At 57.0% G+C, this 24,650-nt stretch carries 25 protein-coding genes and 1 tRNA gene; 11 read left to right on the forward strand and 15 right to left on the reverse strand.

The window, feature by feature from the left end:
- Window positions 1-77: transfer RNA gene (locus tag AC2FLD_RS00005), tRNA-Asp, on the forward strand.
- A 177-nt stretch (window positions 78-254) separates the two neighbouring features.
- On the forward strand, window positions 255-3,113 hold the full coding sequence (gene uvrA, locus AC2FLD_RS00010) for an excinuclease ABC subunit UvrA (protein ID WP_496671409.1): 2,859 nt from the start codon (window positions 255-257) through the stop codon (window positions 3,111-3,113).
- Window positions 3,114-3,129: 16 nt separating this feature from the next.
- Here the strand turns inward: uvrA and AC2FLD_RS00015 are convergent, their stop codons facing one another.
- The 5 genes from AC2FLD_RS00015 to AC2FLD_RS00035 all read right to left on the reverse strand — a co-directional run bounded on the left by AC2FLD_RS00015 (window position 3,130) and on the right by AC2FLD_RS00035 (window position 7,843).
- Complete coding sequence (locus tag AC2FLD_RS00015; protein ID WP_083445230.1) at window positions 3,130-3,453, reverse strand: hypothetical protein; 324 nt, start codon at window positions 3,451-3,453, stop codon at window positions 3,130-3,132.
- A gap of 105 nt (window positions 3,454-3,558) precedes the next feature.
- Complete coding sequence (gene mmsB / locus AC2FLD_RS00020; RefSeq protein ID WP_496671407.1) at window positions 3,559-4,431, reverse strand: 3-hydroxyisobutyrate dehydrogenase; 873 nt, start codon at window positions 4,429-4,431, stop codon at window positions 3,559-3,561.
- Between the two features lie 3 nt (window positions 4,432-4,434).
- Window positions 4,435-5,475, reverse strand: coding sequence for an enoyl-CoA hydratase/isomerase family protein (locus AC2FLD_RS00025; protein ID WP_496671404.1), 1,041 nt, complete (start codon window positions 5,473-5,475; stop codon window positions 4,435-4,437).
- Window positions 5,476-5,482: 7 nt separating this feature from the next.
- Window positions 5,483-6,625: an acyl-CoA dehydrogenase family protein gene (locus AC2FLD_RS00030; protein ID WP_496671401.1), complete on the reverse strand. Its 1,143-nt coding sequence runs from the start codon at window positions 6,623-6,625 to the stop codon at window positions 5,483-5,485.
- Window positions 6,626-6,727: 102 nt separating this feature from the next.
- The gene (locus AC2FLD_RS00035; RefSeq protein ID WP_050603488.1) at window positions 6,728-7,843 is read right to left on the reverse strand and encodes a carboxylate-amine ligase; all 1,116 of its coding nucleotides are present in this window, start codon (window positions 7,841-7,843) and stop codon (window positions 6,728-6,730) included.
- A 137-nt stretch (window positions 7,844-7,980) separates the two neighbouring features.
- Here AC2FLD_RS00035 and AC2FLD_RS00040 point away from each other — a divergent pair, with 137 nt between their 5' ends.
- Both AC2FLD_RS00040 and AC2FLD_RS00045 read left to right on the forward strand, forming a co-directional pair.
- A complete protein-coding gene (locus AC2FLD_RS00040) occupies window positions 7,981-8,832 on the forward strand; it encodes a class I SAM-dependent methyltransferase (RefSeq protein ID WP_496671398.1) in 852 nt (283 codons plus the stop codon).
- Window positions 8,833-8,903: 71 nt separating this feature from the next.
- A complete protein-coding gene (locus tag AC2FLD_RS00045) occupies window positions 8,904-9,380 on the forward strand; it encodes a fasciclin domain-containing protein (protein WP_496671395.1) in 477 nt (158 codons plus the stop codon).
- A gap of 65 nt (window positions 9,381-9,445) precedes the next feature.
- Here AC2FLD_RS00045 and AC2FLD_RS00050 read toward each other — a convergent pair whose 3' ends face one another.
- Together AC2FLD_RS00050 and AC2FLD_RS00055 are read right to left on the reverse strand one after the other, a co-directional pair.
- Window positions 9,446-10,030, reverse strand: a complete 585-nt coding sequence (locus tag AC2FLD_RS00050) for a L,D-transpeptidase (protein WP_172677875.1) — start codon at window positions 10,028-10,030, stop codon at window positions 9,446-9,448.
- A gap of 201 nt (window positions 10,031-10,231) precedes the next feature.
- Window positions 10,232-11,731: a CoA-acylating methylmalonate-semialdehyde dehydrogenase gene (locus AC2FLD_RS00055; RefSeq protein ID WP_050603484.1), complete on the reverse strand. Its 1,500-nt coding sequence runs from the start codon at window positions 11,729-11,731 to the stop codon at window positions 10,232-10,234.
- A 103-nt stretch (window positions 11,732-11,834) separates the two neighbouring features.
- On the opposite strand from AC2FLD_RS00055, the gene AC2FLD_RS00060 reads away from it, so the two are divergent.
- The 3 genes from AC2FLD_RS00060 (at window position 11,835) to coaD (ending at window position 13,813) form a co-directional block, all read left to right on the forward strand.
- Complete coding sequence (locus AC2FLD_RS00060; RefSeq protein WP_496671392.1) at window positions 11,835-12,737, forward strand: LysR family transcriptional regulator; 903 nt, start codon at window positions 11,835-11,837, stop codon at window positions 12,735-12,737.
- A 61-nt stretch (window positions 12,738-12,798) separates the two neighbouring features.
- The gene (locus AC2FLD_RS00065) at window positions 12,799-13,236 is read left to right on the forward strand and encodes a CBS domain-containing protein (RefSeq protein ID WP_050603482.1); all 438 of its coding nucleotides are present in this window, start codon (window positions 12,799-12,801) and stop codon (window positions 13,234-13,236) included.
- An 85-nt stretch (window positions 13,237-13,321) separates the two neighbouring features.
- Window positions 13,322-13,813, forward strand: coding sequence for a pantetheine-phosphate adenylyltransferase (coaD, locus tag AC2FLD_RS00070; protein WP_050603665.1), 492 nt, complete (start codon window positions 13,322-13,324; stop codon window positions 13,811-13,813).
- On the opposite strand, the gene gap (AC2FLD_RS00075) is transcribed toward coaD, so the two are convergent.
- The 3 genes from gap (AC2FLD_RS00075) to gap (AC2FLD_RS00085) all read right to left on the reverse strand — a co-directional run bounded on the left by gap (AC2FLD_RS00075) (window position 13,805) and on the right by gap (AC2FLD_RS00085) (window position 16,108).
- Window positions 13,805-14,809: a type I glyceraldehyde-3-phosphate dehydrogenase gene (gene gap / locus AC2FLD_RS00075; protein WP_496671389.1), complete on the reverse strand. Its 1,005-nt coding sequence runs from the start codon at window positions 14,807-14,809 to the stop codon at window positions 13,805-13,807. The genes coaD and gap (AC2FLD_RS00075) overlap by 9 nt on opposite strands.
- Before the next feature lie 82 nt (window positions 14,810-14,891).
- Window positions 14,892-15,035, reverse strand: a complete 144-nt coding sequence (locus tag AC2FLD_RS00080) for a hypothetical protein (RefSeq protein ID WP_496671386.1) — start codon at window positions 15,033-15,035, stop codon at window positions 14,892-14,894.
- A gap of 71 nt (window positions 15,036-15,106) precedes the next feature.
- Complete coding sequence (gene gap / locus AC2FLD_RS00085; protein ID WP_496671383.1) at window positions 15,107-16,108, reverse strand: type I glyceraldehyde-3-phosphate dehydrogenase; 1,002 nt, start codon at window positions 16,106-16,108, stop codon at window positions 15,107-15,109.
- Window positions 16,109-16,289: 181 nt separating this feature from the next.
- Between gap (AC2FLD_RS00085) and AC2FLD_RS00090 the strand changes: the two genes are divergently transcribed.
- Window positions 16,290-17,252 (forward strand): DUF808 domain-containing protein, encoded by a 963-nt coding sequence (locus AC2FLD_RS00090; RefSeq protein ID WP_496671381.1) that lies wholly within the window; start codon window positions 16,290-16,292, stop codon window positions 17,250-17,252.
- Between the two features lie 56 nt (window positions 17,253-17,308).
- On the opposite strand, the gene tkt is transcribed toward AC2FLD_RS00090, so the two are convergent.
- Complete coding sequence (tkt, locus tag AC2FLD_RS00095; RefSeq protein WP_496671378.1) at window positions 17,309-19,333, reverse strand: transketolase; 2,025 nt, start codon at window positions 19,331-19,333, stop codon at window positions 17,309-17,311.
- 236 nt (window positions 19,334-19,569) lie between these two features.
- Between tkt and AC2FLD_RS00100 the strand changes: the two genes are divergently transcribed.
- Genes AC2FLD_RS00100 through AC2FLD_RS00110 form a run of 3 tightly spaced genes read left to right on the forward strand, consistent with a single transcriptional unit; the run spans window position 19,570 to window position 21,163 of the window.
- Complete coding sequence (locus tag AC2FLD_RS00100; protein ID WP_496671376.1) at window positions 19,570-20,424, forward strand: hypothetical protein; 855 nt, start codon at window positions 19,570-19,572, stop codon at window positions 20,422-20,424.
- A complete protein-coding gene (locus tag AC2FLD_RS00105; protein ID WP_496671373.1) occupies window positions 20,424-20,816 on the forward strand; it encodes a cell division protein ZapA in 393 nt (130 codons plus the stop codon). Before AC2FLD_RS00100 ends, AC2FLD_RS00105 begins: the two co-directional genes overlap by 1 nt.
- A gap of 5 nt (window positions 20,817-20,821) precedes the next feature.
- Window positions 20,822-21,163, forward strand: a complete 342-nt coding sequence (locus tag AC2FLD_RS00110) for an MliC family protein (protein WP_496671371.1) — start codon at window positions 20,822-20,824, stop codon at window positions 21,161-21,163.
- Between the two features lie 6 nt (window positions 21,164-21,169).
- Here AC2FLD_RS00110 and grxD read toward each other — a convergent pair whose 3' ends face one another.
- From grxD to purL, 4 genes are all read right to left on the reverse strand, one after another.
- The gene (grxD, locus tag AC2FLD_RS00115; RefSeq protein ID WP_050603474.1) at window positions 21,170-21,532 is read right to left on the reverse strand and encodes a Grx4 family monothiol glutaredoxin; all 363 of its coding nucleotides are present in this window, start codon (window positions 21,530-21,532) and stop codon (window positions 21,170-21,172) included.
- Window positions 21,519-21,812, reverse strand: coding sequence for a hypothetical protein (locus AC2FLD_RS00120; RefSeq protein WP_496671368.1), 294 nt, complete (start codon window positions 21,810-21,812; stop codon window positions 21,519-21,521). The genes grxD and AC2FLD_RS00120 overlap by 14 nt, the downstream gene beginning before the upstream one ends.
- 235 nt (window positions 21,813-22,047) lie before the next feature.
- Window positions 22,048-22,284 carry a BolA/IbaG family iron-sulfur metabolism protein gene (locus AC2FLD_RS00125; RefSeq protein ID WP_050603471.1) on the reverse strand — a complete coding sequence of 79 codons (237 nt, stop codon included), beginning with the start codon at window positions 22,282-22,284 and terminating at the stop codon, window positions 22,048-22,050.
- Window positions 22,285-22,419: 135 nt separating this feature from the next.
- A complete protein-coding gene (purL, locus tag AC2FLD_RS00130) occupies window positions 22,420-24,579 on the reverse strand; it encodes a phosphoribosylformylglycinamidine synthase subunit PurL (protein WP_496671366.1) in 2,160 nt (719 codons plus the stop codon).
- Window positions 24,580-24,650: the final 71 nt, after the last annotated feature.

Here is a 24,650-nt window from a genome sequence, read left to right on the forward strand (position 1 = left end):
GCGGTTGTAGCTCAGATGGTTAGAGTACCGGCCTGTCACGCCGGGGGTCGCGGGTTCGAGCCCCGTCAACCGCGCCATTTTTCTTTTAATTTCCCGATTTGGCCAAAAACGATCTCAACGGAATTGCCTATTGAGCAACCATGGTTTGATTTGGTCGGCGAAAACCTGTACGTTCACTAATTGTTCTAACTTTTCTGTTGGAGACTCAGGCAAGCTCGCCTATCTCTAAACCACTTGTTTGTTGGGGGCCGGAAATGGCTGAGCTGAAGAATATCGAGGTGCGTGGCGCGCGCGAGCATAACCTCAAAGGCATTGATGTCGATATCCCGCGGGATCAGCTGGTGGTGATCACCGGACTGTCCGGTTCGGGCAAGTCCTCGCTGGCGTTTGACACCATTTATGCCGAAGGTCAGCGCCGCTATGTTGAAAGCCTGTCAGCTTATGCGCGGCAGTTCCTAGACATGATGGAAAAACCCGATGTGGATCACATCAGCGGCCTGAGCCCGGCGATTTCCATCGAACAGAAAACGACGTCGAAAAACCCGCGTTCGACAGTTGGCACGGTTACAGAGATTTACGACTATTTGCGCCTGCTGTTCGCGCGCGCCGGAACCCCTTACAGCCCCGCCACCGGACAACCGATCGAAGCCCAACAGGTGCAGGACATGGTTGACCGGATCATGACGATGGAAGACGGCACGCGGGGTTATCTGTTGGCCCCCATCGTGCGCGACCGCAAGGGTGAATACAAAAAAGAGTTCCTGGAGCTGCGCAAGCAGGGGTTCCAGCGGGTCAAGGTGGACGGCTCATTCTATGAGCTGGATGAACCGCCGACACTGGACAAGAAATTCCGCCACGATATCGATGTGGTGGTTGATCGCCTGGTTGTGCGAGAGGGCTTGGAGACCCGCCTGGCCGACAGCCTGCGCACCGCATTGGATCTGGCGGACGGCATTGCAATTCTGGAAACCGCACCGCGTGAGGGCGACCCGGAGCGTATCACCTTCAGCGAGAATTTTGCCTGCCCGGTCAGCGGGTTTACCATCCCCGAGATTGAACCGCGCCTGTTTTCCTTCAATGCGCCATTTGGGGCTTGCCCGGATTGTGATGGGTTGGGGGTCGAGTTGTTCTTTGATGAGCGTCTCGTTGTGCCGGATCAGACGCTGAAGCTTTATGACGGGGCCTTGGCGCCTTGGCGCAAGGGCAAGTCGCCGTATTTCCTTCAGACCATCGAAGCCATCGCAAGGCACTTTGAGTTCGATAAGAACACGCCTTGGAAAGACTTGCCCAAGAACGTGCAGCAGGTGTTCCTGCGTGGCTCAGGCGATGAAGAAATTCAGTTCCGCTATGATGAAGGCGGGCGGGTGTATCAAGTGACTCGCAGTTTCGAAGGCGTGATCCCGAATATGGAACGTCGTTACCGCGAAACTGACAGCGCGTGGATTCGAGAAGAGTTCGAACGGTATCAGAACAATCGCTCATGCGGCACATGCGAGGGGTATCGTCTGCGGCCCGAGGCGCTTGCGGTCAAGATTGCCGGTCTGCATGTCGGGCAAGTGGTGCGGATGTCGATCCGTGAAGCTTTGGCCTGGATCGAAGATGCACCCAACCACCTGAGTGCGCAGAAAAATGAAATCGCGCGCGCCATTCTGAAAGAGATTCGCGAACGCCTTGGTTTCCTGAATAATGTTGGTTTGGAGTACCTTACGCTGTCCCGTTCAAGTGGAACGCTGTCCGGCGGTGAAAGCCAGCGTATTCGTTTGGCCAGCCAGATCGGTTCGGGTCTGACGGGGGTTCTGTATGTGTTGGACGAGCCCTCAATCGGCTTGCATCAGCGCGATAATGACCGGTTGCTTGACACGCTTAAGAACCTGCGGGATCAGGGCAATACCGTGATTGTTGTCGAACATGACGAGGAAGCGATCCGCGAAGCCGATTATGTGTTCGACATTGGCCCCGGTGCGGGCGTGCATGGGGGACAGGTTGTCAGTCATGGTACGCCTGCCGACATCACGGCGGATGCGGCCTCGATCACCGGGCAATACTTGGCGGGAACGCGTGAAATCGCGGTTCCGGCAGAGCGGCGCAAGGGCAAGAAACTGAAAGTGACCGTGGTGAAGGCCACCGGGAATAATCTGAAAAATGTCACAGCCGAATTTCCCTTAGGCAAATTCGTTTGTGTGACAGGGGTGTCTGGTGGCGGCAAATCCACACTGACCATTGAGACGCTGTTCAAAACCGCTTCGATGCGTTTGAACGGTGCCCGTCAAACTCCGGCGCCTTGTGAGACGATCAAGGGATTGGAGCATTTGGATAAGGTCATCGACATCGATCAACGCCCGATCGGGCGGACTCCGCGTTCGAATCCAGCAACTTACACCGGGGCTTTCACTCCGATTCGGGACTGGTTTGCCGGACTACCTGAGGCGAAGGCACGAGGGTACAAACCAGGGCGGTTCAGCTTTAACGTCAAGGGCGGCCGGTGCGAAGCATGTCAGGGTGACGGTGTCATCAAGATTGAAATGCACTTTCTGCCCGATGTCTATGTTACCTGCGAGACCTGCAAAGGCGCGCGCTACAACCGCGAGACGCTTGAGATCAAGTTCAAGGGCAAGTCCATCGCCGATGTGCTTGATATGACTGTGGAAGATGCCCAAGAGTTCTTCAAGGCCGTGCCGTCGATCCGGGACAAGATGGATGCTTTGGCCCGCGTTGGGCTGGGTTACATCAAGGTTGGTCAGCAGGCTACCACGCTTTCTGGCGGCGAAGCACAACGTGTGAAGCTGTCCAAGGAATTGTCGAAACGTTCAACGGGACGGACGCTCTACATCCTGGACGAGCCAACCACGGGTCTGCATTTTGAAGACGTGCGCAAACTGTTGGAAGTGCTGCATGAACTGGTCGATCAGGGGAACACGGTTGTTGTGATCGAGCACAATCTGGACGTGGTGAAAACTGCGGATCATATTATCGACATTGGTCCCGAGGGCGGCGATGGCGGCGGTGAGATTGTGGCCACGGGGACGCCCGAAGATGTTGCCACCGCCGAGCGCAGCCATACCGGTCGTTATCTGAAATCGATGTTGGAAAACGCGCGCGTCGCGGCAGAATAACTGCTGCGACGCCAGTTCAGTTCAGAATATCGGCAACCGCACCAATCAGATTCAGGACTTTGCGTGTGTCAGGGTCAACCCGGTATACGTAGTCACCCGCCCGGATGTAGGAATAGTTCCGGTTCAGCCCATAGTGATACGGGTTGTCGACCCAGCGATAATCGTTGCGGATGAAATCACCATTCCGATAGATCTTTTTCGCTTGTCCCGGTGGCACGCAAGGAATGGACTTTTTGGCCAAACCCGGTGGGCAATGCCCGTTTTTGTTCTTGGCTACGGCTGAAACAGGTGCAATCGCCATGGCCGCAAGCATTGCAGTGGTCACCAGGTATTTTGTCATGCCGCTTTCCTTTGCGAAAAGGCTAAAGACGCCTCGGAACATGACGGTTAGATGGCCCCTTACCGATCGTCTGTCAAACGACTGGGCAAAAGGCTGCCGAATTGCCTATTCACGCCCGCGTTTTTCGAAGCGTGGCAGCATCGCGCTAAAGTCACGGCCCAATCCGTCTTCTTTTTCAACAAATTGCTCATACAGAGAAGTCGCGACCTGACCCATCGGTGTATCCGCATCAGCGCTGTCTGCAGCTTGCTGGCTGAGACGCAGGTCTTTTAGCATAAGCTCAGCAGCAAACCCGGGCGTGTAGTCATTGTCGGCAGGGCTTTGCGGGCCAACGCCGGGGGCAGGGCAATAGGCGTTCATCGTCCAGCTATAGCCTGACGATGTGCTGACGACGTCGAACATCTTTTGACGGTCCAGTCCCAGCTTGTCCGCCAGTGCAAAAGCTTCACAGGTGGCAATCATCGTGACGCCGAGGATCATGTTGTTGCAGATTTTGGCGGCTTGGCCAGCTCCGGCCTCGCCACAATGAACCGCTTTTTGCCCCATGATATCGAACAGGGGTGCGGCTTTGGCGAATGCGTCTTCTGATCCGCCAGCCATGAACGTTAGCGTGCCTGCCGACGCACCGCCGATACCGCCTGAAACAGGCGCGTCCACAGACAGGAGCCCGGAACCGATGGCCTGTTCGGCCACAGCGCGCGCGCTGTCCACGTCAACTGTCGAGCAGTCGATCAGCACAGCCCCTTTCGACATGGCAGGAATGACCTGATCTGCAACGGCCATCAAGATAGCGCCGTTTGGCAGCATAGTTATGACCGCATCAGCACCCGCGACGGCGTCAGTTGCCGTTTCGACCTGTGTTACACCCTCCACGGTGACGCCTGCCGTATCAAATCCCAGAACCTGATGCCCGGCCTTTGCCAGGTTGGCCGCCATGGGCGCGCCCATATTTCCCAGCCCTATGAAACCGATCTGCATCTCTTAGTCCTCCTTGAAAGTCAGGGTATCCGCGTCCAGCGGCTGAAGCATTTTCGATACGGCCGCCAACGGGACGTCCATATCGGGAAACTGCCAGTTTGGGCTGCGGTCTTTATCGATAATCTGTGCGCGAATGCCTTCCAGAAAATCACCGTGTTCCATCGCCCGATGGGTGAAACGGTATTCCAATTCCAGAGCACGCCGTATGGTCAATGCGGGGCCGCGCAGACGGTGCAACATCTCAATTGTACTGGCCGTGGAAAGGGGGGCGTTTTTTCCCAGCGTCGCCAGGGTTTTCTTCGAAAACTCCTGGTCAATGTTGCGCAGGCTTGTCACGATGTCGCCCAGCGTTTCGCCCGAGAAATGCCGATCGATGTCGGCCTGCAACCCGGCCAATTCTCCGACGGGTGGGGTTTCAGCGTGCTGGGAAATCAGGTCCGCTTTGCCGGAGGCTTCAAGCATCTCGATCAGATCAGACCAGTGCGATTGCGGGATGTAATGGTCTGCAAACCCTGCCAGAATCGCATCTGCAGGACCCATTCGGAACCCTGTCGTTCCCAGAAACTCGCCCAACCGACCGGGGGCGAGCGCCAGCATCAGTGAGCCGCCCACATCCGGCACCAGACCGATCGAGCATTCGGGCATGGCGATTTTGGAACTTTCCCCGACCACGCGGTGGCTGCCGTGGCACCCGATGCCTACACCGCCGCCCATGGTAAAGCCCTGAAGAAAGCTGATGACTGGTTTGGGGTACTCGAAGATCATCGCATTCAGGCGGTATTCGTCGCGCCAGAATGTCTGTCCGTAGGCATAGTCGCCCTTGGTGCCGGTTTCATAGAGTTCGGCGATATCACCGCCTGCGCAGAAGGCTTTTTCCCCTTCGGCGTCCAGAATGATCAGGTCAACGGCATCGTCTTCGCGCCAGTTACGCACCACCGTGTCGATAGCCATGCACATCTCGTAACTCATCGCGTTCAGAGCATGTGGGCGGGTAAGGGTGATGCGTCCGGCTCGACCCGTGGTGCGGATTTCGATGTCTGACATGGGGCCCTCAGCGGTTGGCAAGCATCTGGCGCGCTACGATCACGCGCATAATCTCATTCGTGCCTTCTAATATCTGATGTACCCGAAGATCGCGCACAAGCTTTTCGATGCCGTAATCAGCAAGATAGCCATACCCCCCATGCAGTTGCAGGCATTGATCCACCACTTTCGAACCGGTTTCGGTCACGAATTTTTTTGCCATGGCGCAGAACTTCGTGGCATCGGGTGCGCCCTGATCCAGTTTCCACGCCGCCTGACGCAAGAATGTGCGCGCGGCCTGCAATTCGATTTCCATGTCTGCCAGACGGAACTGCAGGGCTTGAAACTGATCAATGGATTGGCCAAATGCCTTGCGCTCGGACATGTATTGCAATGTCATATCCAGCCCGGCCTGAGCAGCCCCGAGCGAACAGGCCGAAATGTTGAGCCGCCCGCCGTCCAGCCCCATCATGGCATATTTGAACCCGTCGCCTTCGGTGCCGACAAGATTTCCCGCCGGAATTTTGCAGTCATCGAACTGCACCTGCGCGGTGGGCTGACTTTTCCAGCCCATTTTCTGTTCCAGCGCTCCAAAGCTCAGACCCGGGGTGCCGTCCTCGACATAAACGGTTGAGATGCCCTTGGGGCCATCCTGACCGGTGCGCACCATGCAGACATAGGCGTCGGAATACCCGCCGCCCGAGATGAATGCCTTGGTGCCGTTCAGCGTGTAGCCTTCATTCGTGCGTTCGGCGCGTGTCTTCAAAGCCGCTGCGTCAGAACCGGAACCGGGCTCGGTCAGGCAATAGCTCAGAACCGTGTTCAGGCTCAGAACATCGGGCATGATGCGCGCTTTGAGGTCGTCATCCGCGAAATTGTCTAACATTTTGGCGCACATGTTGTGGATCGACAAGAACGCGGCAACCGAAGGGCAGGCCATCGAAAGGGCCTCAAAAACCAGAGTGGCGTCGAGGCGGGTCAGGTTCGAACCGCCGCTGTCCTCGGATACATACAAAGCTCCAAAACCAAGCTCGCCGATCTGTGGCCATAAGGTTTTGGGAATGGTGCCATCGGTTTCCCACTGCCGCGCAAAGGGCGCAATGTTTTCCTGCCCAAATGCGTGCGCCATGTCGAATATGGCTGTTTGTTCCTCGCTGAGTGCGAAATCCATGGCGCTCCCTCCCGTCGGCAATGAATTGAACGGTTGTTTATTTCTGAATTCTTACAGAAATTTTGCAGGCTCAACAATGGGTCGCAAAACGGGTGGCTCAGTCTATAGATCCGCGTGAAATTCTTCAATCAAGTGGCGCACGACTGCTTGCCCCGGATCATCGCCTCGCGCGACGGCCTCGGCGTGGACACGGCGCTGACGCGTGGCTGAGGTGCCGTTCTCGGCGATCTGCCGCAACCGTGCAAGTTCAGTCATCGTGCCGAGCGCCTCGGTGTCTTCCGCCAATAGCCCCATAAGGTCGCCAATCAGCTCGGACATGGGTTTAACCGAGCGGTCGCCGAAATCAATCAGGCCTTCGCCTACGCCATAGCGCTGCGCACGCCAACGGTTTTCTCCGATGAGGAAACGATCATATTGCCTCCAACGAAGGTTGCGGTCTTTCAGCCGGCACAGCATGCGGGTCAGCGCCTGAACGAGGGCAGCCAGGGACAATGTGTGCTCTAGCCGAGGCTGTACGTCCATGATCCGTGTTTCAAGCGTGGGGAAGCGATGCGACGGGCGCAGGTCCCACCAGATTTTGGTCGTGTCCTCGATCACGCCCAATTCGACAAGAATACCGGTGGTGCGTTCATACTCAGCCCAACTGCCGAAAACGGGAGGAAGGCCGGTGCGTGGCAGGTTGTCGAACACTGTCAGGCGATAAGAGGACAGGCCAGTATCTTCGCCGCTCCAAAAGGGTGAGGATGTTGACAGCGCCAGCAGATGGGGCAAGAAGTAAGACAGCTGCGGCATCAGATCGGCGCGCAAGGCAGGATCCTCGACCCCCACATGCACATGCATCCCGCAGATCAACATCCGTCTCGCCACGCCCCCCAAGGCGTGTTGCAACGCGTCATACCGTTCCTTGCGGGTGTAATGTTGATCCTTCCAGTTGGCAAAGGGATGGCAGGACACAGCGATCGGGGACAGGTTGTATTCGGCAGCCCGTTTTGACACGCAGGATCGCAGGCGTCTCAGGTCTTCCCGCGCCGAGGCGATGGTTGTGTGCGGGCGTGTGCCGACTTCAATCTGACATTGCAGAAACTCGGGGCTGACCTGACCTTCGAAATCATTCTGACAGGCGGTCATCAGCGCTTCAGGCGCTTCGGATAATTGCAGGCTGTCGCGATCTACCAGAAGATATTCTTCTTCAATGCCCAGTGTGAATTCCTGCTGCATAGCGCCCTCTTTGTCTGACGTGGGCCTCAGTGAATACGGAAATTTTCATTTTGCCAAGGGTTTGCCGGGCTTGTCCTTGCACTGGTGCGGGGCGCAATTGTAAGGAACGGGACAGCACAGAACGTGGAGCCAACGCCGTGAAACCCAGAAAATTCCCGAAGATCAACGCTGCTCTGGATGAGTTGGGTGTGAAACTGGTCGATACGGTCACGGAACAGGATGAGCGCGCGCGGCTTGAGGCGTTTGAGGCCTCAGGGGGCCTGACGCGCCCCGTTTATGCTTTGTCGCCGGGGATGGAGGGGTTCGATATCTCGCAACTGGTGGCGGGATATGATCGTCTCAAAGGGGATTTGCAGGCGTTGAAAGACCCCGGGCGCAATCAGACCGGCTATTGCTCAGGCAACGGCTATTATGACAGCCCGGACGCGGATGCTTTGTATCTGATGATCCGCCGCTTTCAGCCCAAGCGCGTGATCGAGGTAGGTTGCGGGAACTCAACCCGTGTGACACGGCAAGCGATTATTGACGGTGGGTTGGACACAACGATTACCGCCATTGATCCATACCCCCGCGCGGATATTGCCCATGTCGTGGATCGCTTCGAACAAAAACGTCTTGAAGAGGCCGACCCATCGCTCTTTGCTGAGCTTGAAGCCGGAGACGTTCTGTTCATCGATTCAAGCCATGTCGTACGGATGAGTAACGACGTCGCCCATCTGTTCTGCCGCATCATTCCGGCGTTGAGACCCGGCGTGGTCATCCATGTGCACGATGTTTTTCTACCCTACGAATATCCCAAGCGGTTCTTCTATGACTGCCCGGGCTGGGGCGAGCAGTACATGCTGCATGCATTGCTGCAATCTGGCGCGTATTCAATGCTTTGGCCGGGATACTACCTGCAACAGGACCGCCCGGATGCAGTAAAGGCATTGCCGTTTCTCGCCGACGGGCGCGCGCAAAGCATCTGGGTTCAGCTCAAAGAAAATTGATCTCAGAATGATCCGGTCCAGCCGAAGTCCCGTACCCCTTTCCATAACAAGCTGGAGAGGAGAAGACAGCCATGTTCCGTCGTACATTTATGGGTGCCGCCGCCGCAATTGCGTTTGCCATACCACTCAAGGCCCAGGCCGCAGATATTGTTGACACTGCAGTTGCAGCGGGTTCATTCAACACTTTGGTCGCCGCCGTTCAGGCCGCAGGTCTGGTTGACACCCTTAAAGGAGATGGGCCTTTCACCGTATTTGCTCCTACCGATGAAGCTTTTGCTGCATTGCCCGAGGGCACGGTGGAATCTCTTTTGAAGCCCGAAAACAAGGATCAACTGGTATCGATCCTTACCTATCACGTGGTTCCGGCCAAGGTTATGTCTGGTGACATCGCTGGCAAGCGCGCCAAGGTTCTGACCGTTCAGGGCGACCGGTTGAGCGTCAATGCGAAAAACGGTGTAAAAGTGAACGATGCCAAGGTTGTGCAGGCCGATATTGAAGCCAGCAACGGTGTGATTCACGTGGTCGACGCGGTTATCCTGCCAGAATAAACCCCCCTTCAAAAACACCAAAGCCCCGGCCAGTGACCGGGGCTTTTGCATTTTCAACCAGCAAGTCAGACCAGACGAACCTGTGTTCCAACCTGAACAAGTGGATACAGTTCTTCGACATGTTGGTTGTACAGGCCGATGCACCCGGACGAACTCTGGCGACCAATCTTACGCGTGTCTTGTGTACCGTGCACCAGGTAAGCTGGCCAACCCAGGTACATAGCGCGGGTTCCCAGCGGGTTGCCCGGATCACCGCCCTCCATCCGGAGTGGCAGCGAAGGATCCCGTTCGCGCATCGATGCCGTAGGCGTCCAGCTTGGGAATTCAGTTTTACGCACGACTTTCGTGTAACCGCGTTTCGTGAGCTCTTCGCTCATTGGGACTGAGCTTGGGTACAGTTTGTAAGTGCCGTCGGGGGCCCAAAAGTGCACAGCACGGCTGGTGATATCGGCCAACAAACAACCGACACCCAGTTCGTCAAAATGATCCTGCCAGTTTTGTTGCGAGAATGACGATACATTGCGCCGTACCGGCAGCTGCGTGCTGATTGCGTCTTCCGTTTCCGGGAAGGCATCCACGCTTTGAGCCCGAACAAGGGCAGGGGTCGTCATCAAGGATGCAACGCCCAGCAGGGCGGAACGGCGGGTCATACGGGATTGGGACAAAACTGCCTCCGGTAAATTGAATGCTCGATACGTACTTTAGGGCAAAAATATTGCCGATGATCCCATTTTTCCAGAGTGCCCGATCTGAATTTCTTGTGAACAGAGGCTTTGTTAGTGAAATCGGCGGAAAAGCGCATAAACCCGGCCCAATTAGAGGCCGGGTTTCAATACTAAGGGCTAAAAAGATCAGTCCATGGCTTTGAAGTTGAACTCGCCACCTTCTTTGATGCCCGACGGCCAGCGCGAGGTCACGGTCTTGGTGCGGGTATAGAACTTGAAGCTGTCCGGGCCGTGCTGGTTCAGATCGCCGAACATCGATTTCTTCCAGCCGCCAAATGTGTGATAGGCCAGCGGAACCGGGATCGGAACGTTGATGCCAACCATGCCGATATTGATCCGGCTGGCAAAGTCACGGGCGGTGTCACCGTCACGGGTGAAGATCGCGGTGCCGTTGCCATATTCATGATCCATCGCCAGCTTCAGCGCTTCTTCGTACGAACCCGCGCGGACCGTTGACAGGACCGGGCCGAAGATTTCCTGTTTGTAGATATCCATATCCGGGGTCACGTTGTCGAACAGGTGCGGGCCGACAAAGAAGCCGTCTTCGTAGCCTTGCAAGCTGAAATCACGGTTATCAACGACCAGCTTGGCGCCTTGTTCGACGCCCGAGTTGATCAGGCCCAAGATACGTTCTTTCGCGGCGGCGGTCACAACCGGGCCCATATCGACATCGTCGCCCGCTGTGTAGGGGCCAACTTTCAGCTTTTCGACACGTGGGATCAGCTTTTCTATCAGCTTGTCTGCTGTTTCTTCACCAACAGGAACCGCGACAGAGATAGCCATGCAACGTTCGCCTGCCGCTCCGAAACCGGCACCAACCAGAGCGTCGGCCGCCTGATCCAGGTCAGCGTCGGGCATGACGATCATGTGGTTCTTGGCACCACCGAAACACTGTGCTCGCTTACCATTCGCGGTTGCGCGGCTATAGATGTATTGCGCGATCGGTGTAGACCCCACAAAGCTGACGCCCTGAATGATCTCGCTGTCGAGGATAGTGTCGACTGCTTCCTTGTCGCCGTTCACAACCTGAAACACGCCCTTGGGAAGGCCGGCTTCGACAAACAGTTCGGCCAGCATCAGCGGCACCGAGGGGTCACGTTCGGACGGCTTCAGGATCACGGCGTTACCGCAGGCCAACGCCGGGCCAACGTGCCACAGTGGCATCATGGCGGGGAAGTTGAACGGCATGATCGAACCGACAACGCCCAGAGGCTGACGCATCGAGTACATATCGATACCCGGGCCTGCGCTGTCGGTGAACTCACCTTTCAGCATCTGTGGCGCACCAATGCAGTACTCGATCACTTCCAGACCACGCTGCAGGTCACCTTTGGCGTCGGGGATGGTTTTGCCGTGCTCGCGGCTCAGCGCCTCGGCCAGCTTGTCCATGTCGCGGTTCATCAGGCCGACCATGGCCATCATGACGCGCGCGCGCTTTTGAGGGTTGGTCGCGCCCCATGCAGGCTGGGCCGCGGCCGCGGCTTCAATGGCGGCTGTGGTTTCTGCTGCGCTGGCCATCGGGCATTTGTACTGAACTTCGCCCGTTGCCGGGTTGTAAATGTCGTCGAAACGACCGGATGTACCGGCGACCATTTCGCCGTTCAGGAAATGGGTCAGGTCTTGCATCAATAGTTCCTCCGATAGATTTGCCCGCAGAATAGGCTTGCAGAAATCCCACGAACAGAGGCAATGTCTCAAAGGAGCTTTGCAAAAATGCAAAAGGAAAGAAATGACCCCAAACTGGGACGATATGCGAATCTTTCTGGCCGTCGCGCGGGAAGAAAGCCTGTCTTCTGCCGGTCGTGTCCTGAAAATCGATCCCGCCACTGTTGGGCGTCGCGTGGCCCGGCTGGAATCCACTTTGGATTCGATTCTGTTCACCAAATCGCAGCAGGGCTATGTTTTGACTCCAGCGGGGCAACGGCTTTTGGAACATGGGCTGCACGCCGAAGAGGCGATACGCGCCGCTGCCGGGGCCGTGGCCGGGTCGACAAGATCGCTGAGTGGGCAAATCAGGATCGGCGCACCGGATGGCAGCGCCAATTACCTTTTGCCGCAGGTCTGTGCGAAAATCAGCGATGCGAACCCTGATCTGGACATTCAGATTCTTGCGCTGCCTCGGGTGATCAACCTGTCCCGGCGTGAGGCGGATATGGCGTTGACGGTCAGTGCGCCGACAGCAGGGCGACTGCTGGTCAAGAAAGTCAGCGATTACAAATTGCACATGGTTGCAACCGAAGACTATCTGAGACGGCATGGACCGATCCAATCTGTCATAGACCTGAAGGGGCACAGGTGGATCGGCTACATCCCAGACATGATCTTCGACCGAGAACTGGATTACCTGAACGACATTGGTATTGACCGTGTCGCGCTTGCATCGAACTCGGTCTCGGTTCAATTGCGCCAGGTTACGCTGGGAACGGGCGTTTGTGTCGCCCATGATTTCACGTTGCCGTTTCATCCGGGGCTTCAGAAAATCCTGACGGATCAAGTGAGTTTGACGCGTAGTTTCTATCTTGTTCGGCATGAGGGAGATCAGCGCAACGAACGGTTGAACCGCTTTGCGGATGCCCTGACACGCGGCATTCGCGAGGAAGTGCTTCGTTTGGAAGCAGGGACCGACGCTTGACAGGTCGCAGCAATCGCGCAACGCTTTGGAATAAGTGTCATTATTTCCGGAGGTATTCTTCATGCTTGTACAGGCCATCCTGAAGTCCAAAGCGACAGACGGTGTTGTGACGGTTGCGCCAACGGCGACGGTCTCGGAGGTATCGAAGATTCTTGCGGAGAAGCGGATCGGAACAGTCGTGATTTCCGAAGACGGTGGGGAAACCGCATCGGGCATCCTGTCCGAGCGTGACATTGTCCGCGAACTGGCGGGCAGTGGCAGTGGCTGCCTGAACCAGCCAGTTAAGTCTTACATGACGCAGGAACTTGTCACGACGACCCGTCAGGCGACGGTCGAAGACATCATGTCCCGGATGACCGAAGGGCGGTTTCGCCATATGCCAGTGGTGGAAGACGGTAAGCTTGTCGGCATTGTCACACTTGGCGATGTCGTGAAGGCACAGTTGGCCGAACTGGCCATGGAAAAAGATGCTTTGGAAGGCATGATAATGGGGCACTAACGGCAAGGGTTGCCACAGCAATCACTTGCACCTGCAGCAAAGTTATGTTTGCTTGCGCAGAAATTTTGTTGCGCAGGAGGGCGCGATGCGGGTTGGTTTGTATCCTGGAACCTTTGATCCCATCACAATGGGACATATCGATATCATCCGTCGAGCGGCAGCTTTGGTGGATAAATTGGTCATTGGCGTCGCCATCAACCGGGACAAGGGCCCTCTGTTTTCGTTGGAAGAGCGCGTGGCCATGATCGAAGCCGAATGCGCCCAACTTTCGGAGCAGACTGGAACCGAGATCATCGCACATCCCTTTGAAAACCTGCTGATTGATTGTGCACGCGACGTTGGGGCGCAGATCATTGTGCGTGGTTTGCGTGCGGTCGCTGATTTCGAATACGAATTTCAGATGGTCGGCATGAACCGTGCTTTGGACGATTCGATTGAAACCGTCTTTTTGATGGCGGAGGCCCGGCATCAGGCGATTGCCTCGAAGCTGGTCAAGGAAATTGCCCGATTGAACGGGGACGTGTCGAAATTCGTCACGCCCCGCGTCAACACCGCATTGAAAGAACGGCTAGGCTAGGCCGCCCATCGCGGCGGCTGTGTCCAGCATCCGGTTCGAGAAGCCCCATTCATTGTCATACCAGGCCAGCACGCGTACCAGCGTGCCATCAGTGACTTTAGTTTCGGCCAACGACACAGTCGAACTGTGCGGGTCGTGGTTGAAATCTATGGACACCAACGGGCGGCTTTCCGCGGCCAACACGCCGGGTATTTTGGCAGCGGCATCGATGAACAACTGGTTTACTTCTTCTTCAGTGGTAGGGCGCGAAACTTCGGCCACCAAATCGACGACCGAGACATTCGGGGTCGGGACCCGGATCGCCTGACCCGTCAGCTTGCCTTGCAATTGCGGCAGAACCAGACCGACGGCTGCGGCCGCGCCAGTTGTGGTGGGGATCATCGACAACGCAGCAGCGCGCGACAGGTAAGGGTCTTTTCCGACCAGATCCTGTACCGGCTGGCTGGCGGTATAGGCGTGAACTGTGGTCATGTTGCCGTGCTTGATGCCAAGCCCAGCATCCAGGGCGGCCGCGACTGGCGAAAGACAGTTGGTGGTGCAGGATGCGTTCGATACAACCAGATCTTCGGCGGTCAGTTCATGATCGTTTACGCCAAACACGACGGTTTTCACGTTACCGTCGCCACGGGCCGGGGCCGAGATCAGAACCTTATTTGATCCGTTCTTGAAGTGACGCTCAGCGGCTTCACGGGTGCGGAACACACCGGTGCATTCCAGAACGACATCAATATCCGACCAAGGCAGATCCTCGGGGTTACGTTCACTGGTCAGTCGGATCGGTCCGCGGCCCACATCCAGACCTGCATCGCTGAGTGTTACCGGGTTGGGATAACGGCCATGCACGCTGTCGAACTCGAACAGATGTGCGTTCATGTCCGGCTTGCCCAGATCGTTGATGGCCACGATCTCTACGTCCGTGCGGCCACTTTCCATCACAGCGCGCAGAACCCCGCGCCCAATCCGTCCAAATCCGTTGATCGCGAGTTTCAAGGTCATGGTCTGCTCCGTCGAAATATCTCTATAAGATGAGTTAGCGCTAACAACTCCAGATCAACAAAAGAGTCAAGAAAAACCTCAATCAGCGCCAGAAGGCGAGCCAGTCCAAAAATTCGTAAAGCTTCTTGGCAAGGAACAGCAGGTGATCGCCATTATACAGGGTCATGTCCAGTATCACGCCCCCAAGCAGAAGGATGCCGAGCCAGATGGCGATTTGATTGGTCATGATCGTTCCGAACAAAAATGCCCGCCCAGATAACCTGAGCGGGCATTAAGGTACAAGCGAAGTCCGAAGGGTCAGTTAAGACGGCCCATCGCAACAGCAACGTCAGCCATGCGGACCGAGAAGCCCCATTCATTGTCGTACCAGGCCAGAACGCGGACCATGCGGTCGTCGACCACGCGGGTCTGATCCGGTGCGAATATCGAGCTTTCTTCGGTATGATTAAAGTCGGTCGACACCAGCGGCGCGGGCTCATATCCCAGAACGCGCTGCATCGGGCCCTTGGCGGCCTCTTCAACGATGGCGTTAATTTCTGCTGTCGACGTGTCACGCGAGGCGCGGAAGGTCAGATCCACAGCCGAGACATTCGGGGTAGGGACGCGGATTGCGGAACCGTCCAGACGGCCCTTCAGATTCGGCAGAACCTCACCCAGTGCTTTGGCCGCACCGGTCGAGGTCGGGATCATCGACATCGCTGCAGCGCGTGCGCGGTAAAGGTCGCTGTGGCGACGATCCAGCGTGGGCTGATCTCCGGTATAGGCGTGGATGGTAGTCATGATGCCGTGTTCGATACCGACACCTTCGTCCAGCACCTTGGCCAGCGGGGCCAGGCAGTTGGTGGTGCAAGAGCCGTTCGACACCATGTTGTTATTGGCAGTCAGAGTGTTGTGGTTCACGCCGAAGACGATGGTCTTGTCGACATTCTTACCAGGGGCCGACAGCAAAACCTTGCCTGCGCCGCGCTCAAGATGGGTTTTCGCCTTGGTCCCGTCATTGAATTTACCAGTGCATTCCAGAACGACGTCGCAGCCTTCCCAGTCCAGCTCGGTCATGTCGTAGGTTGAGAACATCTGCATCGGGCCACGGCCCAGATCCATGGTGTTGCCATCAACGGAAACTTCGCGAGGGAAACGCCCGTGAACACTGTCATACTTCAACAGGTGCGCCGAGGTTTCCAATGGGCCGGTGGCGTTGACTTTGATCACTTCGATGTCGTTGCGCCCCGAAGCGGCGATGTGCGACAAGGTGCAGCGGCCAATGCGGCCAAAACCATTGATACCGACCTTGATGGTCATTTGATGTCTCCTGATGCGCTTGCGTTGAGGGCCATATAGCGGCGAAACGAGAATCTCAAAAGGGCAAAAGAGGTATATTTTTAAGGTGTTAGCGCAAACCTCACGCGATTGCGCTAACGCTTGCGCTAGCTGAGAGATCAGGTAGGGTCCGGGTGCGACAGGTGACGGGAAAGGACACGCGATGAGCGGACTGTTGGCCCTATTGGACGATGTGGCTGGGATCGCAAAGGTGGCGGCAGCCTCGGTCGACGATGTGGTTGCGGCGGCGGGCAAGGCCGGGGCGAAAACAGCGGGTGTTATCATTGATGACGCAGCGGTCACTCCGAAATACGTTCAGGGATTTGCGCCCGCGCGGGAATTGCCGATCATTTGGCGCATCGCGCGAGGGTCGGTGTTCAACAAGATCGTGTTGCTGCTGCCGGTGGCTCTGTTGCTGGCCAATTTCGCGCCATGGCTGATCACCCCTTTGCTGATGCTTGGTGGGTCATATCTTTGCTTTGAAGGGGCTGAGAAGATATTTCATGTCTTATTCCCGCACGGCAGTCACGCCATTGAACAAGACATGGACGTCCGGGATCCCGGACACCTCGAGGAACAAAAGGTCAAGGGTGCGATCAAAACGGACTTTATTCTATCGGCTGAGATCATGACGATTGCCTTAGCCGCGATTGAGGCCCCCAATTTGTGGATGCAGGCCGCGACGCTGGCCGTCGTCGGAATCGGGGTTACGGTGGCCGTTTATGGTTCGGTTGCACTGATCGTGAAAATGGATGACGTGGGGCTGTATCTTGCACAGAACGCGCCAACACCGATTGGTCGCGGCCTTGGCCGTGGTCTGGTCAAGGCGATGCCCGGCGTAATGAAAACGCTGTCAATTGTCGGAACCGCAGCGATGCTGTGGGTGGGTGGATCGATCATCATCCACGGGTTGGAAGTGCTGGGCTTTGGATGGCTGGGCCATCATATCTACGACTGGGCTAACGCAATTGGGCATTCGTTGTCCGAGCAATGGGCCGGGGCGGTTAAATGGATGTCCAAGGCCACCATGGATGGCTTGTTTGGTCTGGCCTGGGGGCTGGTGTTGATCCCGGTGGCGACCAAGGTGATCGGGCCTTTGATTTCAAAGGAATCGAAAACACATTGAAACCCAAATGCAAAGGGCGGCCATGGCCGCCCTTTGCTCGATCAACTGGGTCTGTATTACAGAACCAGCAGGTCTTTTACCTTGGCAACAGTTGCCTCGGCGGTGATGCCGAAATGCTTGTAAAGCTCGCCTGCCGGGGCAGAAGCGCCAAAGCTTGACATGCCGATAAACCCAGCCTTGGCCTCACGCCCGCGTTCGCCCAGCAACCAGCGATCCCAGCCTCCGGCTCGGACAGCGGCTTCGATTCCAACGCGGACAGGACCGGCGGGCAGAACGCGCTTACGATAAGCTTCGTCCTGCTGCGCGAACAGTTCCATGCAGGGCATGGAAACGACGCGGGTTCCGATGCCTTCCGCCTCAAGCGTTGCTTTGGCTTCTATGGCCAAAGACACCTCGGACCCGGTGGCGATCAGGATGGCCTGACGCTTGCCTTCAGCTTCGGCCAGAACATACGCACCCTGAGCGACAAGGTTCTTGGTTTTGTGCTGGGTCCGTACGGTCGGCACGCCCTGACGGGTCAGCGACAGAACCGATGGGCTGTCTTTGAAGGTCAAAGCCAGTTCCCACGCTTCGGCGGTTTCAATCGTGTCGGCGGGGCGGAACACAAAGGTGTTCGGCGTCGCGCGTGAAATTGCCAGGTGTTCGACCGGCTGGTGGGTCGGGCCGTCTTCGCCCAGACCGATAGAGTCATGGGTCATCACAAAGACAGAAGGCACTTTCATCAGCGCCGCCAGACGCATCGACGGGCGGGCATAGTCGGTAAAGGCCATGAATGTACCGCCATAGGGGCGGATGCCGCCATGCAGCGCCATGCCGTTCATCGCAGCAGCCATGCCGTGTTCGCGGATCCCATAGTGGATGTAACGGCCCTTGCGGTTTTCCGGTAGAAACACGCCCATATCGGCTGATTTGGTGTTGTTCGATCCGGTCAGGTCAGCAGAACCGCCTACGGTTTCGGTCATGATCGGGTTGACGACGTTCAGAACCTTTTCAGACGAGGCGCGGGTGGCCAGCTTCGGCTGGTCTTCCGACATCTGCTTTTTGAACGCACGAATGGCACCGGCCAGTTTCTTGGGGACTTCAAACGCATAAGCGCGGTTGAACTCGGCCTGCTTGCGTTCAGACAATTGTGCGAAACGCTCTTCCCACGCGGCACGCTCGGCAGCACCGCGGGCGCCGATGGCTTCCCAAGCGGATTTCACGCTGGCAGGCACTTCGAACGCGTCATGAGGCCAGTCATAGGCTTCTTTTGCCGCCTTCAGTTGATCCTGATCTGTCAGCGCGCCATGGCCCTTCGACGTATCTTGCGCTGCGTGACCCAGTGCAATGTGGCTTTCACACGCGATCATGGTCGGCTTGCTGGATTTCTTCGCGTCGATAATGGCCGCGTCAATGGCTTTTGGATCGTGGCCGTCAACCTCAATCACATGCCAGCCCGAGGCCGCAAAACGGCGGACCTGATCGGTGCGGTCTGCAATATCAACGGTGCCGTCGATGGTGATATTGTTGTTGTCCCAAAAGACGATCAGTTTGCTCAACTCGTGACGACCGGCAAGCGTGATCGCCTCTTGGCTGACGCCTTCCATCAGGCAGCCGTCGCCTGCGATGACGTAGGTATAGTGATCGACAACTTTCTTGCCGTAATGCGCGCGTTGGACTTCCTCGGCCATGGCAAAGCCCACAGCGTTCGAGATACCTTGGCCCAGCGGGCCGGTGGTGGTTTCAACACCGTTGATCAGGAAGTTTTCCGGGTGGCCCGCAGTTTTTGCGCCCAACTGACGGAAATTCTTGATCTCGTTTAGGGTCACGTCAGCGTGGCCGGTGAGATACAGCAGCGAATAGACCAACATCGAGCCGTGACCAGCGGACAGTATGAAGCGATCGCGGTCGGGCCAGCTTGGGTTCGAGGCGTCGAATTTCAGGTGTTTTTCGAACAGCACAGTCGCGACATCGGCCATGCCCATCGGCATACCGGAATGGCCGGAATTTGCCGCCGCGACGGCATCAAGGGTCAGGGTGCGGATGGCCGCAGCTTTGTCCCAGTGTTCGGGGTTGGCTTTGCGCAGCGCAGTCAGGTCCACGGGCGTTGTTCCTTTGGGTTTGAAGCAGATTGCGGGCTCAATACCATCCAACACCCAAAGTGCAAGTAGAACTGGGGTGAATCAGGTCGCAATGCATGAAGAGCGGGGCTCAAGTGGTTGAAAGCAAACAGTGGGTATTTTCTGTCGCATTCCGTTAGACTGTCTGCAGGCGGGATTCGGTTTTGATTCGGATCGCATCGAAACAGAATGAACCTTGATAAAGAGGTGACAGGGGCATGAGCCAGATAGAAGAGTTACAGCACCGTATTATTTCCGCGATGGACCGCATTGGCGTGGGAGTCGAGGCATTGGGTGCTGCACCCGGGGACACCGGGCCGGATGAGGGGCTTCAGACTGCGCTTGAGGATGAACGCGTCGCCAACGCACAGCTTCAGGAACGGCTGAAATCCCTGAAACAGCAGCACGAACAGCAGATGGATGGCTTGCGTGCTGATCTTGAAGAGTTGCGAGCGGCTCCGTCTGACACCGAAGAAACTGACGCGCTACGCACCGAGCTAGAGGAAGCCCGTGTCAAGATCGCTTCGGTGGAAGCTGCACGTGCCGAGCTGGCCGAAGCCAAGGCGGCGTTGGACAACAGCACCGAGCTTGAAACTTTAAAGGCCGAAAACGAAAAGATGCGGGCGGACTTTGACGCGCTTGAAGATCCCGAACCGTTAAGGGCCGAACTGGAACAATTGCGCGGGATGCTGGATCAGGCGAAGGCCGTAGAAGCAGAAAACAACCGCCTCAAGGCCGAGTTGGAAGACACCGTGCGGGTCGACGACCTGAGCGCCGAGCTGGAGATGCTGCGGGCCGAACGCGCCAGCCATGGCGCTGCGATGTCGCGTCTGGATGACGATCTGCAACGTATGCGCAAGGCAAACGAACAGTTGCGCAATGCGGTTGACGAATTACGGGCGGCGGCAACTGACGGGGTGACAGATGCGGAACTTCTGAACCGGGCCACAGTCGCCGAGCTTGAGGCCACACGGGCCGCGCAAGCCTCGGACGCGGCCGAAGCGCAGGCCGTTCTTGCGCGTCTTGAGCCGCTGCTGTCGCAAGCGAAACTTGTAGAAGGTGAGGTGGAGTAATGCCCGAAGTGACCATTAATATCGGCGGTCGCGGCTTTGACGTCTCGTGTCAGGACGGTGAGGAGCCTTTTCTGCATTCCGCAGCCAAAATGCTGGACGATGAAGCCCAGGTGTTGTCCGATCAGATCGGTCGGATGCCTGAATCCCGTATGCTATTGATGGCCGGCCTCATGCTGGCCGACAGGACGGCTGCAACAGAAGACAAAGTGAAATCGCTGGAGGCGAAGTTGGCCGAGGTTGAGGCGACACTACAGAGCCTTAGGAACGCTCCGACACCGGAACCTGAACGGGTCGAAGTGGCGGTGGTGCCGCCCTCTGTCACAGATACATTGGCGGAACTGGCGGCGCGGGCAGAAGCCCTGGCCGCAGTTGTTGAAGAAAAGAAGGCGTAACAACGATGGTGCGAAAGATCTTGTTTGCGGCCGCGCTGGCATTGCCTGCATCGTCCGCCTTGGCAGAGATCGACATATTGTCGGTCACGTTCACCTGTGAAAACGGAGTTCCATTGCCTGTGAGCTATTTCAATGCAACCGATGGCTCAGGCGCGGCGGCGACAATGGTGGACAACACTCTGGTCGCCATGCGCCAGGTGGAAAGCGGATCAGGTATCCGCTATGAATCCACCGGCGGTGAGGGAACGTATATCCTGCGTTCAAAAGGCTGGAACGCGTCGATCAGCTACTCGGCGGAAGGTGCCGCGAATGAGCAGGTGATCTATCAGAACTGTTCCAGCCGATAGGTTAGCTTAGGCGTTTGCTTCACGGATTTTGTCGGCTGCGTCTTTGTTGTAGCCGACACCGTTCTCGTCAAACAGAGTGTCCAGTTCACCCGACAGAGTCATCTCGGTGATGATGTCGCAACCACCGACGAACTCTCCTTTGACATAAAGCTGCGGCACGGTTGGCCAGTCAGAATAATCCTTGATGCCCTGACGGATGTCTTCGTCAGCGAGAACGTTCACATCGGCATATTCAACACCCATGTAGTTCAGCACGCCGGCCACGCGCGACGAGAACCCGCACTGTGGCATCTCTTTGGTGCCTTTCATGTACAGTACCACGTCGTTGGCTTTGACGGTTTCGTCGATCTGAGTTTTAACGTCGCTCATCTTGCTTTTCCTCTTCACCCGCATTCGGGGCGGTCGTTTCGTTCCTTGATGGGTCGGGCACCCATCCTTCTTCTTCTTCCAGCCGCCGATGCTCAGCCTGCGCCAAGGCCAGCGGATCAAGTCCATAGCGTTCGATACCGCCGACTTTGCTGAGTTTGTCTGGGTCGGGATGCATGTCGGCGAGTTTACGACTTCTGTTGCGCTTCACATAGGCTTCGATCAGAGCGGCGGCAACTATCAATGTTGCTATTCCGCCTACCCAGATGAGCCAGTTGTTCATTTCTTCGGTGCCATTGCTTTGGCGTATTCTTGTGGGTCTCGCGTGACCCTTGAGACGGTTACATGGCCGCCTCCGCCACCAAGCACAGTTCCATGATCTATTAACTGATCGCCCTGACCGGGTTTCACACCGCGTATTTTGTCAGTGTGTCTTGGATTTATTGCGAACTTAATTATGGCGAAGCAGCCAATCAGGGTTATCAACCCGCAAGTGCCATATATCCAGAAAGTTGCGTTCATTCAGGCACTTTTGTTGTTAACGCCAATGCGTGCAGCTCTCCATCCGGGCCATCCATCTTGCCCTTTAACGCTGCATAAACCGCGCGTTGCTGTTGCACCCGGTTTTTGCCGCGAAAGCTCTCGTCCACCACCATGGCAGACATATGAACACCGTCCTGACCGCCGACCTGAATCTCGGCATCAGGAAAGGCTTCGCGCAGCAGGTGTTCGATTTCGTGGGTGCTCATCGGCATGTATGTAACTCCAGAAGGTCTTTCCCAAGATGTAGAGCGCATGAACCGGGCGCGCAAGAGCACGAGCACATTCAAAAACAACGAAACCCGCGTCGGAACAAGACGCGGGTTTCGATTGGCTTTTGTGTCGCGTTGTTAGGCGACGGCCTCGGCAAAGCTGCTGCGGAAAACCGCCGTCAGTTCATCCAGCGAAGCTTCCGAGCCGCCGATTTTCACCGCATCACCGGTGAAGCGACCAACCGAAAACAGCGGCACACCGGTCTGACCGGCGGCAATCATAAGTGCCTCTGCCTGATCAAAGTTGCAGGCGACCAGATAACGCGCCTGATCTTCGCCAAACAGGAATTCGGTCGGCGCCTCGTCGAGATGAACGCCAACGCCAGCCGCTTCGGCCAATTCAAAGGCGGCCAATGCAAGACCACCATCGCCAAGGTCGGTGCAGGCTTTGATCATCTCGCGATTGGCGCGAATGAAGTCGCCGTTGCGCTGTTCCGCGCTCAGATCGACATGCGGCGCATCACCGTCTTCGCGGTTGAACACCTCGGCCAATAGGGCGGATTGACCCAGATGGCCCTTGGTTTCGCCGATGACCAGAGCCACGTGGCCCTCGCGGACTTCATTTCCGATAATCTCGTCCGAATGGTTCAGCAGGCCGACCGCGCCGATGGTCGGCGTGGGCAGGATCGCCTGACCATCCGTTTCATTATAAAGTGAGACGTTGCCCGATACGATGGGCATATCCAACGCGCCGACCGCCGCGCCGATGCCTTGAACGGCACCAACGAACTGGCCCATGATTTCGGGCTTTTCGGGGTTGCCGAAATTCAGGTTGTCAGTGGTGGCCAGCGGCTTGGCCCCAACAGCGGTCAGGTTGCGATAGGCTTCGGCCACGGCTTGTTTACCACCTTCGACCGGGTTGGCGCGCACATAGCGTGGTGTCACGTCTGACGTGAAAGCCAGCACCTTGTCGGTGCCGTGGACGCGCACCATGCCAGCGCCCAGACCGGGCGTGCGGGCGCTGTCGGCCATCACCATGGTATCATACTGCTCGTACACCCACTGCTTGCCTGCGTAGTTGGGAGAAGAGAGCAGGGCGCGCAGCCCGTCGATCGGGTCGATTTGAGGCACCTCGGACAGCTCTTCCGCCGCGGGCGTCGGTTCCCACGGGCGGTCATATTCCGGCGCGGTTGAGGAGAGCTTGGACAGGACGAGGTCCGCTTTCACCTCTCCATTGTGCATGATCAGAAAGCGGTCTTCGGCAATCGTCTCACCAACGATGGCAAAGTCCAGATCCCATTTTTCAAAAACAGCGCGGGCCTCGGTTTCAAGTTCGGGCTTGAGGACCATCAGCATCCGTTCCTGAGATTCCGACAGCATCATCTCATAGGCTGTCATGTTTTCTTCGCGCTGAGGCACGTTTTCCAGATCGAGGCGCACGCCCAGACCACCCTTGTCGCCCATTTCTACGGCAGAACAGGTCAGGCCCGCCGCGCCCATGTCCTGGATCGAGATCACGGCGCCGGTCTGCATAAGCTCCAGCGTTGCTTCCATCAGTCGTTTTTCAGTGAAGGGGTCGCCAACCTGAACGGTTGGGCGCTTTTCTTCGATGGTGTCGTCGAACTCGGCAGACGCCATGGTTGCGCCGCCCACGCCGTCACGGCCGGTTTTGGCGCCCAGATAGACCACGGGCATCCCGACGCCGGACGCTGCCGAATAGAAAATCTTGTCACTGTCAGCCAGACCCGCTGCAAAAGCATTCACCAGGCAGTTGCCGTTATAGGCCGGATGGAACCGGACTTCGCCGCCAACGCACGGCACGCCAAAGCAGTTGCCGTAACCGCCGATGCCTTCGACCACACCGTTCACCAGCTGGCGGGTTTTGTGGTGACCGGGTTCACCGAAAGACAGCGCGTTCATGGACGCGATTGGGCGTGCGCCCATGGTGAAAACATCGCGAAGGATGCCGCCTACGCCGGTCGCCGCACCCTGATAAGGTTCGATGTAAGACGGGTGGTTGTGGCTTTCCATTTTGAAAACAACCGCTTGCCCGTCGCCAATGTCAACAACGCCTGCGTTTTCGCCGGGGCCACAAATCACCTGAGGGCCGGATGTTGGCAGAGTGCGCAGCCATTTCTTGGACGACTTGTACGAGCAATGCTCGTTCCACATGGCCGAGAAGATGCCCAGTTCAGTGAAGGTCGGTTCACGCCCGATGATCTCGAGGATCATGTCGTATTCCGCGGGCTTGAGCCCATGTGCAGCAATCAGATCGGGTGTGATGGCGGGCTCTTGCATCTTCTGTCCTGTGTCCAAGTGGGCCGAGATTGCGCGCGTTGTAGGGCAAGGGCGCGCCCGTGGAAAGGGTC

It is taken from the genome of Ruegeria sp. CDSA021, assembly GCF_059612325.1.